The sequence below is a fragment of the Pseudomonas sp. YH-1 genome (assembly GCF_051990045.1).
In the GTDB taxonomy this organism is placed as follows: domain Bacteria; phylum Pseudomonadota; class Gammaproteobacteria; order Pseudomonadales; family Pseudomonadaceae; genus Pseudomonas; species Pseudomonas nicosulfuronedens.
Window position 1 is genome coordinate 5,636,249 of sequence record NZ_CP178184.1, and the last position, 12,190, is coordinate 5,648,438.

Annotated in this window: 10 protein-coding genes; all 10 read right to left on the reverse strand. The window is 65.3% G+C overall.

Features of this window, described 5'->3' with window-relative positions; translation table 11 throughout:
• Window positions 1-13: 13 nt before the first annotated feature.
• Window positions 14-754 (reverse strand): flagellar motor protein, encoded by a 741-nt coding sequence (locus tag ACKI1H_RS25730; RefSeq protein ID WP_138520545.1) that lies wholly within the window; start codon window positions 752-754, stop codon window positions 14-16.
• The gene (locus tag ACKI1H_RS25735; protein WP_440466751.1) at window positions 754-1,872 is read right to left on the reverse strand and encodes a protein-glutamate methylesterase/protein-glutamine glutaminase; all 1,119 of its coding nucleotides are present in this window, start codon (window positions 1,870-1,872) and stop codon (window positions 754-756) included. Before ACKI1H_RS25735 ends, ACKI1H_RS25730 begins: the two co-directional genes overlap by 1 nt.
• Window positions 1,873-1,949: 77 nt before the next feature.
• The gene (locus ACKI1H_RS25740) at window positions 1,950-4,160 is read right to left on the reverse strand and encodes a chemotaxis protein CheA (protein WP_440466752.1); all 2,211 of its coding nucleotides are present in this window, start codon (window positions 4,158-4,160) and stop codon (window positions 1,950-1,952) included.
• Window positions 4,161-4,191: 31 nt separating this feature from the next.
• Window positions 4,192-4,974, reverse strand: a complete 783-nt coding sequence (locus tag ACKI1H_RS25745; RefSeq protein ID WP_138520542.1) for a protein phosphatase CheZ — start codon at window positions 4,972-4,974, stop codon at window positions 4,192-4,194.
• Between the two features lie 18 nt (window positions 4,975-4,992).
• A complete protein-coding gene (locus ACKI1H_RS25750; RefSeq protein WP_085988857.1) occupies window positions 4,993-5,367 on the reverse strand; it encodes a chemotaxis response regulator CheY in 375 nt (124 codons plus the stop codon).
• Between the two features lie 197 nt (window positions 5,368-5,564).
• Window positions 5,565-6,314 (reverse strand): RNA polymerase sigma factor FliA, encoded by a 750-nt coding sequence (gene fliA, locus ACKI1H_RS25755; RefSeq protein ID WP_138520541.1) that lies wholly within the window; start codon window positions 6,312-6,314, stop codon window positions 5,565-5,567.
• Window positions 6,311-7,138 (reverse strand): flagellar synthesis regulator FleN, encoded by an 828-nt coding sequence (gene fleN / locus ACKI1H_RS25760; RefSeq protein WP_017520297.1) that lies wholly within the window; start codon window positions 7,136-7,138, stop codon window positions 6,311-6,313. Before fleN ends, fliA begins: the two co-directional genes overlap by 4 nt.
• 164 nt (window positions 7,139-7,302) lie before the next feature.
• Window positions 7,303-8,613: a flagellar biosynthesis protein FlhF gene (flhF, locus tag ACKI1H_RS25765; protein ID WP_440466753.1), complete on the reverse strand. Its 1,311-nt coding sequence runs from the start codon at window positions 8,611-8,613 to the stop codon at window positions 7,303-7,305.
• 15 nt (window positions 8,614-8,628) lie between these two features.
• Window positions 8,629-10,752 (reverse strand): flagellar biosynthesis protein FlhA, encoded by a 2,124-nt coding sequence (gene flhA / locus ACKI1H_RS25770; RefSeq protein WP_138520539.1) that lies wholly within the window; start codon window positions 10,750-10,752, stop codon window positions 8,629-8,631.
• Between the two features lie 142 nt (window positions 10,753-10,894).
• Complete coding sequence (locus ACKI1H_RS25775; RefSeq protein ID WP_440466754.1) at window positions 10,895-12,187, reverse strand: TPM domain-containing protein; 1,293 nt, start codon at window positions 12,185-12,187, stop codon at window positions 10,895-10,897.
• Window positions 12,188-12,190: the final 3 nt, after the last annotated feature.

Consider the following 12,190-nt stretch of genomic DNA (forward strand, 5'->3'; position numbering starts at 1 on the left):
CATCCCCTCCTCCTCAGCCGACGAAGCCTTGCAGCTTCAGCTCGATGGAGCGCGGGTTCTCACCCTCGGCGATGGACAGCAGGCCCTCCATCAGCATTTCGCGGTAGCACGACTGGCGCAGCACGATACTTTTCAGCTTGTTGCCGATGGGCAGCAGCAGGAGGTTGGCCAATCCCACGCCGTAGATGGTGGCGACGAACGCAACGGCGATGCCGTTGCCCAGCTGGCTGGGGTCGGCGAGGTTGCCCATCACGTGGATCAGGCCCATCACCGCGCCGATGATGCCGATGGTCGGCGAGTAGCCACCCATGGCCTCGAAGACCTTGGCGGCAGCCAGATCGCGGCTTTCCTGGTTGAACAGGTCGACTTCGAGGATGCTGCGAATGGCTTCGGGCTCGGTGCCGTCCACCAGCAGTTGCAGGCCCTTGCGCGCGTAGGGGTCACGCTCGGCGTCGGCGACGGTTTCCAGGCCCAGCAGGCCTTCCTTGCGTGCCGTCATGCTCCAGCCGACCACGTGGTTGATGCCGCCGACCAGGTCCACCTTGGGCGGTAGGACCATCCAGCGCAGCATGGTCACGGCGCGCTTGAGCACCGCGACCGGGGTCTGCAGCAGCGCGGCGGCCAGGGTGCCGCCCACGACGATCAGTGCCGCCGGGCCGTTCGCCAGGGCACCGACGTGCCCGCCCTCGAGGAAGTTGCCACCGATGATGGCAACCAGCGCGAGGATCAGGCCGACCAGGCTGAGGACATCCATCAGCCGCAGGCCTCGGTCAGGTGGCGGCCGATGTCGTCCAGGCTGTACACCGCATCGGCCAGGCCCGCCTTGGCGATCGCCATGGGCATGCCGTAGATCACGCAGCTGGCTTCATCCTGGGCCCAGACCTGGGCGCCGCCCTGCTTGAGCATGCGTGCGCCTTCGCGGCCGTCGGCGCCCATGCCGGTGAGAACCACCGCGAGGACCTTGTCGCCGTACGCCTTGGACGCGGAACCGAAGGTCACGTCGACGCAGGGCTTGTAGTTCAGGCGCTCGTCACCGGGGAGGATGCGGATCGCGCCACGGGCGTCGACCATCATCTGCTTGCCGCCGGGCGCCAGCAGGGCCACGCCAGGACGCAGGATGTCGCCATCCTCGGCTTCCTTGACGGTGATCTTGCACAGCTTGTCCAGGCGCTCGGCAAAGGCCTTGGTGAAGGCCGCCGGCATGTGCTGGATCAGCACCAGGGGCGCGGGGAAGTTGGCAGGCAGCTGGGTCAGGACCCGCTGCAGCGCCACCGGCCCACCGGTCGAAGTGCCGATGGCTACCAGCCGGTAGGGCTTACGCTTTGGGGCGGCGGAGGTCGCCGGAGCCGGAGCGGCCGGCGCATGGCCGCCGCCCGAGGAAACGGGAGCGGCCGGGCGCGCGCTGCCGGCAGCGGGAGTCGAAGCCGGTGCGGCCGGGCTCGACGAGTACGAAGAGTACGCGGCGAAACGGCGGTTGCTCTTGGCGATGGTGTGGACCTTCTCGCACAGCAGCTGGCGGACCTTGTCCGGGTTGCGCGAGATGTCCTCGAAATTCTTCGGCAGGTAATCGACGGCGCCGGCGTCCAGCGCGTCCAGGGTCACCCGCGCGCCCTCGTGGGTCAGCGAGGAGAACATCAGGACCGGCGTCGGACAGCGTTGCATGATGGTCCGCACGGCGGTGATGCCGTCCATCAGCGGCATCTCGTAGTCCATGGTGATCACGTCGGGCTTGAGCGCCAGCGCCTGATCGATTGCCTCGCGGCCGTTGGTCGCCGTACCGACCACCTGGATCTGCGGGTCAGCCGAAAGAATCTCCGAGACACGGCGGCGGAAGAACCCCGAATCGTCCACCACCAGGACTTTGACAGCCATAGACACTCCTGAAAAAAACTTCTTCCATCACACGAGCGAGCGCAGCTTGTTTTATTGACTGCGCCCACCCATGGCGGTCAGATACGACGGGCGTAGCGCTTGAGCATGCTCGGCACGTCGAGGATCAGCGCGATGCGCCCGTCCCCGGTAATCGTTGCCCCCGCCATGCCCGGCGTGCCCTGCAGCATCTTGCCCAGCGGCTTGATCACCACCTCTTCCTGGCCCACCAGTTGGTCGACCACGAAGCCGATGCGCTGAGTGCCCACGGAGAGGATCACCACATGCCCCTCGCCCGGCTCGTCATACTGCGCGCCCGGCACCAGCCAGCGCTTGAGGTAGAACAACGGCAGGGCCTTGTCGCGGACGATCACCACTTCCTGGCCGTCGACCACGTTGGTGTTCGACAGGTCGAGGTGGAAGATCTCGTTGACGTTGACCAGCGGGAAGGCGAAGGCCTGGTTACCCAGCATCACCATCAGGGTCGGCATGATCGCCAGGGTCAGCGGGACCTTGATGACGATCTTCGAGCCCTGGCCCTTGGTCGAGTAGATGTTGATGATCCCGTTGAGCTGGGAAATCTTGGTCTTCACCACGTCCATGCCGACACCGCGGCCGGAGACGTCGGAAATCTCGGTCTTGGTCGAGAAGCCCGGGGCGAAGATCAGGTTGTAGCAGTCGGACTCGGACAGGCGATCGGCCGCGTCCTTGTCCAGCAGGCCCTTCTCTACGGCCTTGGCGCGCAGAACGTCCGGGTCCATGCCTTTGCCATCGTCGGAGATCGACAGCAGGATGTGGTCGCCTTCCTGCTCGGCGGACAGCACCACCTTGCCCGAACGCGACTTGCCGGCAGCCTCGCGCTCGTCGGGGCCTTCGATGCCGTGGTCGACCGCGTTGCGCACCAGGTGCACCAGCGGGTCGGCCAAGGCCTCGACCAGGTTCTTGTCCAGGTCGGTTTCTTCGCCGATCAGCTCGAGGTTGATCTCTTTCTTCAGGTTGCGAGCCAGATCGCGGACCTGGCGCGGGAAGCGGCCGAAGACCTTCTTGATCGGCTGCATGCGGGTCTTCATGACCGAAGACTGCAGGTCGGCGGTGACCACGTCGAGGTTGGAGACGGCCTTGGCCATCGCCTCGTCGCCGCTGTTCAGGCCCAGGCGCACCAGGCGGTTACGCACCAGCACCAGTTCGCCGACCATGTTCATGATCTCGTCCAGGCGGGCGGTGTCCACGCGCACGGTGGTTTCCGCTTCGTTGGCCGGTTTCTCGGCGGCGGCAGCGGCGGGCTTGGCGGACGCAGGCTTGGCAGCAGCGGCCGGCGCCGGAGCGGCGGCAGGCTTGGGCGCGGGCGCTGCGGTAGCCGGCTTGGCAGCCTCGACCGGCTCTTCCTTTGCGCCGGTGAACTGGCCTTTGCCGTGCAGTTCGTCGAGCAGCTTCTCGAATTCGTCGTCGGTGATGTTGTCGTCGCCGCCGGCCGCCGGAGCTTCCTCGGCTTTCTTCTCGGCAACAGGTTCGGCAGGAGCAGGGGCTTGTTCCTTGGCACCAGTGAACTGGCCCTTGCCGTGCAACTGGTCGAGCAGTGCTTCGAACTCGTCGTCGCTGATCTCGTCACCAGAAGCTGCGGCCGGCGTCTCGGCAGCAGGTGCCGGAGCCACGCTGACGGGTTCCTTGGCAGCAGCGCTGAACTGGCCCTTGCCATGCAGCTGGTCGAGCAGCGCTTCGAATTCGTCGTCGGTGATGTCGTCGCCACCCGCGCCAACCGGCGCGGCAGGTGCCTCGGCGGCAGGCTCGAGGGCATCCATCAGCTGCTCGAACTCGGCGTCGGTGATGTCGCCATAAGCGGCCGGAGCTTCTTCCGCAACGGGCTCGGCAACGGTAGCCGCGGGAGCCTCGGCAGGAGCGGCGTTCGGGTCAGCCAGGCGCGACAGCGCGGCCAGCAGCTCGGGAGTCGCCGGCGTCGGCTCTTCCGCGTCACGCACCTGCTGGAACATGACGTTGACGGTATCCAGCGCCTGCAGCATCACGTCCATCAGCTCGGCATCCACGCGGCGTTCGCCCTTGCGCAGCATGTCGAACACGTTCTCGGCGATGTGGCAGCACTCCACCAGCGCATTCAGCTGGAGGAAGCCGGCACCACCTTTGACGGTATGGAACCCACGGAAGATTGCATTGAGCAGGTCCATGTCATCCGGGCGGCTTTCCAGCTCGACCAGTTGTTCGGACAGTAGCTCGAGAATCTCGCCGGCCTCCACCAGGAAGTCCTGGAGGATTTCGTCATCGGCGTCGAAGCTCATTCGGTGCTCCCTCTACAGCGTCAGCGGACGCTTAAAAACCAAGGCTGGACAACAGGTCATCGACATCGTCCTGACCGGATACGACGTCCTTTCTTGTATCGGCAGCAATCTGCGGACCTTCACCCTTGGACGATCTTTCTTTTTCCACCGCGTCGCGCATGCTCTCGTGGTCATGCTCGATGCCGGCGTAGCGATCGACCTGTCCCGCCATCCAGACCAGCTTCACCAGGTTCGACTCGACCTCGGTCACCAGCTTGGTGACGCGCTTGATCACCTGCCCGGTGAGGTCCTGGAAGTCCTGCGCGAGCAGGATGTCGTTCAGGTGCGCGGAGAGCTTGCGGCTGTCCTGGGCGCTGATGTAGAGGAACTGCTCGACACGCTTGGCCAGGTCACGGAAGGCCTCGGGGCCCAGTTCGCGACGCATGAACCGCGACCAGTCTTCCTGCAGTTCCTTGGCCTGGGTCTCGATGTGCATGACCACCGGGGTGCACTCTTCCACCAGGTCCATGGTGCGGTTGGCCGCTTTCTCGGTCATCGTCACCACGTAGGACAGGCGATCAGTGGCGTCGGCGATCTGCGAGACTTCCTGGGCACGCGGAGAGCTGGGGTCGATCTGGAAGTTGACGATGGCGTTGTGCAGCTCACGGGTGAGCTTGCCCACTTCCTGGTAAAGCCCACGATCGCGCGCCTGGTTGAGCTCGGAGATCAGTTGCACGGCGGTCTGCACGTCGCCCTGCTCGAGGCATTCGACCAACTCGCGCGCGTGTTTTTTCAGGGTCGACTCGAAGTCACCCGCGGATTCGTTGAAATCCATGACGCCCTCTTGTCAGCCTCAGCTGCCGACCCGCTCGAAAATCTTCTCGATCTTTTCTTTCAGCACCTGAGCGGTGAAAGGCTTGACCACATAGCCGTTGACCCCGGCCTGGGCCGCTTCGATGATCTGGTCGCGCTTGGCTTCGGCGGTGACCATCAGCACTGGCAGGTGCTTCAGACGCTCGTCGGCGCGGACCGCACGAAGCAGGTCGATGCCGGTCATGCCAGGCATGTTCCAGTCGGTAACGAGGAAGTCGAAGTTGCCGCTGTGCAGCATCGGCAGCGCAGTGGTGCCGTCGTCGGCCTCTGCGGTGTTGGTGAACCCCAGGTCCCGCAGGAGGTTCTTGATGATGCGCCTCATCGTGGAAAAGTCGTCCACGATGAGAATTTTCATGTTCTTGTCCAAACCTGCCTCCATCGATACCAAACGCGCCCTGGCGGGCGTGCCGTCAATTCATCGAGCGCCGTGCGCTCTTTGCGGTGGGCGCGTCAAAGGAACGTCACCCAAAAATTCGTAAGCCTATAACTTGCCTAAGGAAAATCCCTTCAGCACCGCCCCACAGAGGCAGCCGACGCGAAACTACCCGATGCTCAGCGCGCGCGCCACTCCGCCAGACGCGAGCGCAGGCGCGCGGCGCACTGGCTGTGCAGCTGGCTGACGCGGGATTCGCTGACGCCCAGCACTTCGCCGATCTCCTTGAGGTTGAGCTCCTCGTCGTAGTACAGGGCCAGTACCAGCCGCTCACGCTCGGGCAGCTTGCTGATGGCATCGGCCAGGGCGGCCTGGAAGCGTTCGTCTTCCAGCCCGTGGGACGGCTCGTTCTCGTGGTGCGAGGCGTCTTCGGCAAAGCCGCTGCCCTGGTCGCCGTCCTGCAACATGTCATCGAAGCTGTACAGACGGCTGCCCTGGGTGTCGCTGAGGATGCCGTAATAATCTTCGAGGCTCATATTGAGTTCGGCAGCAACCTCCTGATCTTTAGCGTCGCGTCCGGTGCGCGCTTCGACGGCGCGGATCGCATCACTGACCATGCGGGTGTTGCGGTGGACCGAACGCGGGGCCCAGTCGCCCTTGCGCACCTCATCGAGCATGGCGCCACGGATGCGGATGCCGGCGTAGGTTTCGAAGCTCGCACCCTTGCCCTGGTCGTACTTCTTCGCTGCCTCCAGCAGGCCGATCATGCCGGCCTGCATCAGGTCCTCCACCTGCACGCTGGCCGGCAGGCGGCCGAGCAGGTGGTAGGCGATGCGCTTCACCAGCGGGGCGTGTTTCTGGATCAGCAGTTCCTGGGAGTTGTGCGCCTGTGCCTTGCTGTACATACGCGCTCCGGAGGCCGCGGTCATACGGCCGAACCCGTGGGATGTTGCACCAGGCGCTCGACGAAGAACTCCAGGTGCCCTCGTGGGTTGGCCGGCAGCGGCCAGCTGTCGACCTTCTGCGCCACCGCACGGAAGGCCAGGGAAGCCTTGCTGCGCGGGAACGCCTCATACACCGAACGCTGCTTCTGCACCGCCTTGCGCACCGACTCGTCGTAGGGAATGGCGCCGACGTACTGCAGCGCCACATCCAGGAAGCGGTCGGTGACCTTGGTCAGCTTGGCGAACAGATTGCGGCCTTCCTGGGGACTGTGGGCCATGTTCGCCAGCACGCGGAAACGGGTCATGCCGTAGTCGCGGTTGAGCAGCTTGATCAAAGCGTAGGCATCGGTGATGGACGTGGGTTCATCACAAACGACCAGCAGCACTTCCTGGGCGGCACGAACGAAGCTCACCACCGAGTCACCGATGCCGGCGGCGGTGTCCACCACCAGCACGTCGATGTTGTCGCTGATGTCGCTGAAGGCCTGGATCAGGCCGGCGTGCTGCATCGGCGTGAGGTGCACCATGCTCTGGGTGCCCGAGGCCGCCGGAACGATGCGGATGCCACCGGGGCCCTGGAGGATCACGTCGCGCAGGTCGCATTCGCCTTCGATCACGTCGGCCAGCGTCCGCTTGGGCGACAGCCCCAGCAGCACGTCGACGTTGGCCAGGCCCAGGTCGGCGTCCAGCAGCATGACGCGGCGGCCGAGATCGGCCAGCGCCAGCGACAGGTTCACCGACACGTTGGTCTTGCCTACGCCACCCTTGCCACCGGTGACTGCGATTACCTGAACCGGATGCATACCCATATCAATACCTTGTCTCGTCGTTCGACCGTCACGCTTCTGGCGTTTCGGCTAATCCGGTTGCAGTGCTCTACCGCCTCCGGCGCTCGCGGATCGTCTTGCAGAGCATCCGCATCGCTTGGGCGGCTCAACCGGCCGCCCCATGCCCCACACGGGGCTCACAATCTTCAGCTGGCGCGACGCACCGGCTGTTGGTAAAGACCGGCGAACATGTCCGCCATGGCGTCCTCGCAGGGCTCGTCGGGCGACTGCAGGCTCACCGCACGACTCACCAGTTGGTGCGCGCGTGCCACATGCAGGTCGTCCGGGATCTTCGGCCCGTCAGCCAGATAGGCTACCGGTAGATGCTGGCTGATAGCCAGAGCCAGAGCTTCGCCGAGGCTTCCGGCTTCGTCCAGTTTGGTCAGGATGCACCCGGCCAGCCCACAGGAACGATAGTTCTGCCAGGCGGACTTGAGTACCTGACTCTGGCTGGTCGCCGCCAACACGAGGTAATTCTTCACGTTCAGGCTCAGCGACGACAACGCTTCGAGCTGCATGCGCAGCGCCGGATCATTGGCGGGCAGGCCGGCAGTGTCGATCAGCACCAGACGCTTGCGCGCCAGGGGCGCCATGGCCTGGATCAGCGACTGGCCCGGATCGACCAGGGTCACCGGCACATTGAGAATGCGGCCGAGGGTCTTGATCTGCTCCTGCGCACCGATGCGGAAACTGTCCATGGACACCAGGGCGATGCTCTGCGCGCCGTATTTGAGGACGTAGCGGGCAGCCAGCTTGGCCAGGGTGGTGGTCTTGCCCATGCCAGCCGGGCCGACCAGGGCGATCACGCCGCCCTGCTCCAGCAGGTCGATTTCCGGGGTATTGATCGAGCGCGCCAGATGCGCCAGCAGCATGCGCCAGGCCTGCTTCGGGTCGGCGATGGAAGCCACGCGCTCCAGCAGGTTGCGCGACAGGTCGGCCGGCAGCCCCATGCGTTGCAGGCGACGCCACAGGCCGGCCTGTTTCGGACGCTGGTTCTGCAGCTGGTTCCAGGCGATGGAGCCCAGCTGCACTTCGATCAGCTCGCGCAGGCCGTTGAGTTCGAAACGCATGGCTTCCAGCGCCTGCTGGCCGACAGCGGCCGGCGCCGGGGCAGCCGGTGCGTCCATGGCTGCGGCCAGTGTCTCGGCAGCACTGCGACGCGGCTTCTCGGTGCCGTACATTTGACGGTCCTTGCGCACGCCATCGCTGGCACGGGCGGGAGCCGACAGATCGGCCTTGGCCTGGGCGATCTTCGCCTGGGTCTTGCGCAGCTCGGCTTCCAGCGCCGGGTTCGGCTTGCTGGCCGCCACCGGGGCCTGGTAATCCAGCGCCGCAGTCAGCTCAACGCCACCGGCGACACGGCGATTGCCGATGATCGCGGCGTCCGGGCCCAGCTCGTCACGGACCAGTTTCATGGCCTGACGCATATCAGCGGCGAAGAAGCGTTTTACCTGCATGGCCTTGGACCTCAATCAGTTCTGCCCAACAGTGGCGACAATCGTGACTTGTTTGTTGTCGGGGATTTCCTGGTAAGCCAGCACGTTCATGGTGGGAACCGCCATCCGGGCGAATCGCGACATCATCGCGCGGATGGGACCTGCCACCAGCAGAATCGCCGGCTTGCCGAGCATCTCCTGACGCTGCGCCGCTTCAACCATCGAGCGTTGCAGCTTTTCGGCCATTCCGGGTTCCAGCAACATGCCGTCTTCGGAGCCCTGTCCGGCCTTCTGAAGACTATTGAGCAATATCTGTTCCAACCTGGGTTCCAGGGTGATCACAGGCAGCTCCGGCTCTAGTCCCACAATGGTTTGCACGATTGCGCGGGACAGCGCGACACGAACCGCCGCCACCATCGCGGCGGGATCTTGACTCTTCACCGCCACGTTGGCGATGGCTTCGGCGATGGTACGGATGTCACGTACCGGCACCTGCTCCTGCAGCAGCGCCTGAAGGACCTTGAGCAGCGTCGACAGGGAAATCATCCCCGGCACCAACTCTTCGGCCAGCTTGGGCGAGGTCTTGGCCAGCAGTTGCATCAGTTGCTGGACTTCCTCGTGGCCGAGCAGCTCGTGGGCATGCTTGTGCAGCACCTGGTTCAGGTGGGTGGCGACCACGGTGCTGGCGTCGACCACGGTGTAGCCCAGGGACTGCGCCTGGTCACGCTGCGAGGCCTCGATCCACACAGCCTCCAGGCCGAAAGCGGGGTCCTTGCCGGCAATGCCGTTGAGGGTGCCGAACACCTGACCGGGGTTGATCGCCAGGTCGCGGTCCGGGTAGATCTCGGCTTCCGCCACGCTGACGCCCATGAGCGTCAGACGATAGGCGTTGGGCAACAGGTCGAGGTTGTCGCGGATGTGCACCGACGGCATCAGGAAACCCAGGTCCTGGGACAGCTTCTTGCGCACACCCTTGATCCGCGCCAGCAATTGGCCGCCCTGGTTGCGGTCCACCAGCGGAATCAGGCGGTAGCCCACTTCCAGGCCGACCATGTCCACCGGCGTCACGTCGTCCCAGCCCAGCTCCTTGGTCTGCTCGGCGCGCTGCGCCGGCAGCAGTTCCTGCTGGGTCTGGGCTTCCTGCTCGGCCTTCTGGCTGGCCTGGCGCTGACGGTGCCAGATCAGGTACGCGCCACCGGCGGCCAGGCCGCCCAGGCCAACGAAGGACACGTGCGGCATGCCCGGGACCAGGCCCATGGCGATCAGGATGGCGGCAGAGATGGCCAGCGCCTTGGGCGAGGCGAACATCTGGCGGTTGACCTGCTGGCCCATGTCCTCGGAGCTGGACACGCGGGTCACCATGATCGCGGCGGCCGTGGACAGCAGCAGGGAAGGCAGCTGCGCCACCAGACCGTCACCGATGGTCAGCAGGGCGTAGACCTTGCCGGCATCGCCGAAGCTCATCGAGTGCTGGATCATGCCGATGGCCACGCCACCGATGAGGTTGATGAAGAGGATCAGCAGACCGGCGACGGCGTCACCGCGGACGAATTTGCTGGCACCGTCCATGGAGCCGTAGAAGTCGGCTTCCTGGGCGACTTCGGCGCGGCGCTTCTTGGCTTCCGCCTGCTCGATCAAGCCGGCGTTGAGGTCGGCGTCAATGGCCATCTGCTTGCCGGGCATGGCGTCGAGGGTGAAACGCGCGCTCACCTCGGAGATACGCCCGGCGCCCTTGGTGACCACCACGAAGTTGATGATCATGAGGATCGCGAAGACCACGATACCGACGACGTAGTTGCCGCCGATCACGACCTCACCGAATGCCTGGATCACCTTGCCCGCGGCCGCATGGCCGTCGTGGCCGTGGAGCAGCACGACGCGGGTGGACGCGACGTTCAGCGCCAGGCGCAGCAGGGTGGCGACCAGCAGGATGGTCGGGAAGACGGCGAAATCCAGCGGGCGCAGGGCGTACACGCTGACCAGCAGGACCACGATGGACAGGGCGATGTTGAAGGTGAACAGCACATCCAGCAGGAACGGCGGGATGGGCAGGGTCATCATCGCCAGCATGGCGAGCAACAGCAGGGGCACGCCGAGGTTGCCCCGGCTGAGCCCTACCAGATTGCTGCGAACAGTGCCGATCAGTTGCGTACGATCCACCCGAATTTCCCCTGCGCGTTGGTGACCGAGCCGGCCACCGGATCAAACTTTTGACGCCCAACCGGGCATCCACACAGGGTTTTGCAGGAAGCGTTCCAACTTTCTCGAAAGACCTGAAATGCCTGAAACAGAGCGGCCCCTCTCACCAGCTCCCGGAAGCGCCGCCCCCGCCGCTGGAGCCGCCGCCACCGGAGAATCCGCCACCACCCGAGCTACCGCCGGACGATCCGCTGGACGAACTGCCACCGGAGCCTGACCCTCCTCCCGCACCGCCCTGCCCCGCGCCGAAGACCAACAGCCCCGGCAGGCACATGAAGGGCAACAGCAGCAGCCAGTTCAGCGGAGCGGCCGGCGCACCGATAGCCAGGCCAAGCAGCAGGTAAAGACCGATGAAGACTGCCAGGCGCCAGTAAAAGGCCTTGCGGCCGTTCGCTCCCTTGGCCGCCTTGCGCCCCTTCCGACCCTTGCGGGCCTTGCTCCCGCCGCGCCACACATCGCGCATCATCGAGATCAGCAGCCACCACAGGCCCAGGATGATCATCAGCGCCACGGGGGCGGCCAGCGCATAGACCCAGAGTAGGCCGCCGAATCGCGGCGTCAGGAAGCCGAGCAGAATGCAGTAGGCGATCAGCCCGAGCACGGCATAGAACACTGCGCGAACCGTCCACAGCGCGCCGAAGGTGGCGCCGCCGATCAGCAGGCAGAGTGGCGCGATCGCCACGGTCGCCAGCGTGTCGGTGCCACCGGCCAGCACCGTCACCCCGATGACCACCACGGCACAAAGTGCCAGAGCCCCACGCCAGCCCATTCGACGCGCCGCGAGCAGCACGCCGCCCACGCCACCCGCGACAAAGGAGACCAGCAGCAACCAGGCTTCCAGCGGCAGGCGCAATGGCTCGGGGACGGGGTCGGGCAACGTCTCGCCGTCGACCAGGGTGATCAGCGCGTCCACCGCTGACTCGATACCGCCTGCGTAGTTGCCGTCGCGGAAAGCCGGCGCCATGCGTTCACGGATGATGCGCCCGGCGAGCACGTCGGGGATCGCGCCTTCCAGGCCATAGCCGACCTCGATGCGCATCAGGTGGTCGTCCTTCGCCACCACCAGCAGCACACCGTCATCCACGCCCTTGCGGCCGAGCTTCCAGAGGCTGAAGAGTCGGTTGGAGAAAGCTTCGATGCCCATCTCGCCGACGGTGGGCAACATCACCACGGCAATCTGCGCGCCGCGGCGATCTTCAAGGGCCTTGAGCTTGTCGATCAGGCGGGCCCTGGAGGCTGGGTCGAGGGTACCGGTGACGTCCACCACGCGCTCGTTCAGCGGCAGCAGCACGCCGCCATCGGCGGGCGCGTCGGCCCAACTGGGCTGGACGCAGGTGAGCAGGCAGAGGAAGAGCCAGAACGCAAAGCGCAGGCCGGCGAAGGAGTCCCGAAGCATGTA

What these genes read in the sequence shown, in the direction of transcription:
- ACKI1H_RS25735 (WP_440466751.1), bottom strand. Translation starts at nt 1,872, where the DNA reads ATGGCTGTCAAAGTCCTGGTGGTGGACGATTCGGGGTTCTTCCGCCGC.
- ACKI1H_RS25745 (WP_138520542.1), bottom strand. Translation starts at nt 4,974, where the DNA reads ATGGATTTCAACGAATCCGCGGGTGACTTCGAGTCGACCCTGAAAAAA.
- ACKI1H_RS25775 (WP_440466754.1), bottom strand. Translation starts at nt 12,187, where the DNA reads ATGCTTCGGGACTCCTTCGCCGGCCTGCGCTTTGCGTTCTGGCTCTTC.
- fliA (WP_138520541.1), bottom strand. Translation starts at nt 6,314, where the DNA reads ATGACCGCGGCCTCCGGAGCGCGTATGTACAGCAAGGCACAGGCGCAC.
- fleN (WP_017520297.1), bottom strand. Translation starts at nt 7,138, where the DNA reads ATGGGTATGCATCCGGTTCAGGTAATCGCAGTCACCGGTGGCAAGGGT.
- ACKI1H_RS25740 (WP_440466752.1), bottom strand. Translation starts at nt 4,160, where the DNA reads ATGAGCTTCGACGCCGATGACGAAATCCTCCAGGACTTCCTGGTGGAG.
- flhF (WP_440466753.1), bottom strand. Translation starts at nt 8,613, where the DNA reads ATGCAGGTAAAACGCTTCTTCGCCGCTGATATGCGTCAGGCCATGAAA.
- ACKI1H_RS25750 (WP_085988857.1), bottom strand. Translation starts at nt 5,367, where the DNA reads ATGAAAATTCTCATCGTGGACGACTTTTCCACGATGAGGCGCATCATC.
- ACKI1H_RS25730 (WP_138520545.1), bottom strand. Translation starts at nt 754, where the DNA reads ATGGATGTCCTCAGCCTGGTCGGCCTGATCCTCGCGCTGGTTGCCATC.